Origin of the sequence: Rhizobium sp. RU20A (genome assembly GCF_900155885.1) — a bacterium.
GTDB lineage: Bacteria > Pseudomonadota > Alphaproteobacteria > Rhizobiales > Rhizobiaceae > RU20A.
This window is the reverse complement of sequence record NZ_FTMB01000020.1, coordinates 1-1,415: the sequence shown is the minus strand read 5'-3', so window position 1 is coordinate 1,415 and position 1,415 is coordinate 1. Positions and strand designations below refer to the sequence as shown.

Annotated in this window: 1 protein-coding gene; it reads left to right on the top strand. The window is 64.1% G+C overall.

Translation table 11 applies throughout. The features are described from left to right. Positions 1 to 9: 9 nt before the first annotated feature. Positions 10 to 1,415, top strand: a 1,406-nt coding sequence (locus F3H41_RS21135) for a GNVR domain-containing protein (RefSeq protein WP_280177058.1), incomplete at its 3' end; no start/stop codon positions are given.

The window sequence follows — 1,415 nt, the reverse complement described above, 5'->3', positions numbered from 1 at the left end:
GAGAGCGAGGTGAACATCATCAGCTCCGACGGCGTGCTTCTGGACGTCGTGCGCAGCCAGAACCTGATTTCCGATGACGAGTTCGGCGTCAAGCTCGGCCTCCTCGACCAGATCCGTGCCTATTTCCAGCTGAAGTCCGCGACGCCCGTCAGCGGTGACGAAGCCGTGGGCCAGGTGCTGCGTGCGTTCAAGCGCTCCGTTTCCGTCAGTCGCCTGGGCCTGACCTACATCATCAGCGTTTCCGTGACGTCGCGCGATCCCGAAAAGGCCGCACGGCTGACCAACGCACTGACCGATTCCTATATCCGCCAGCAGCTCGATTCGAAGATCGCGTCGATCTCGCGGGCTCGCAACGCGCTGCAGCTTCGCGTGGAGTCGGCCAGTGCCGCCATTGCGGAGAGCGAGAAAAAGTTCGACGATTACCTCGCGAACAACATTGCCCGCCTCGAAGAGCAGGCCGGCGGCAATGTCGGCCAGCTTCGCAAGCAGCTCGACGACATCGAGAAGAACCGGTTGTCGGCCCTGGCGCGCGCCAACGCCGCCGATCAGGGCTTGCAGCAGGGTAATCTCAGCCAGGTCGTGGCGCAGCTCGGCAGCGAGGCACTGGAGGAACTCGACCGCCAGCGTGCTGAAGTCAGCCAGCAGTTGGCGGCCACGGCCACCGACAGCAGGCGTGTGACGGACCTGCGTGCGCAGCTTCAGACGATTGAGGAAAACATCCGCCAGCAGGCGCCGGACGCGATCAGCAATCTGCGCCAGACCGTGACGCGCCAGGCCGAAGACGAAGCCAACAAGGTGCGCGAACAGCTGCGCACGACGATTTTGAACAGCAATCTGCCGCCGGAAGTTCTGACGGAGATCTTTGCCATCCAGCAGTCGAGCGATATCACCCGCCGTCAGTACCAGACGCTTCTGAGCCGCCTGCAGGATGTGGATGCCCAGATCGACCTCCAGCTTGCCGATAGCCGCGTCGCATCCCAGGCACTCGTGCCGCCGACACCGTCCTCGCCGAACCGCCCGTTGATCATCGCCATCTCGGGCTTCCTCGCGCTGATGTCGGGCCTCGGCATGGCAGTCGTTCGCGAGCACTTCACCGGCGGTTTTGTGGATGAAGGGCAGGTCGAGGGTGTGCTGCGTGTTCCGCTCGCCTCCATCTCGCCGCGCTACTCGGGACCGGATGATCCCGATGCGCTCAGCATTGCCGACGGCATGGTGAAGGCGCCGCTGTCGATGTATGCGGAATCGGTTCGCCGCCTGCGTGCGAGCATCGAGCACGCCCGGTCCGATGCCGGCCGCGTCATCATGGTGTCCTCGGCCATTCCGGGCGAAGGCAAGTCGACGCTGGCACTCGCTCTGGCCCGCATGTATGCGCTGTCAGGCCGCAAGACCCTGCTGATCGACTGCGACCTGCGCAA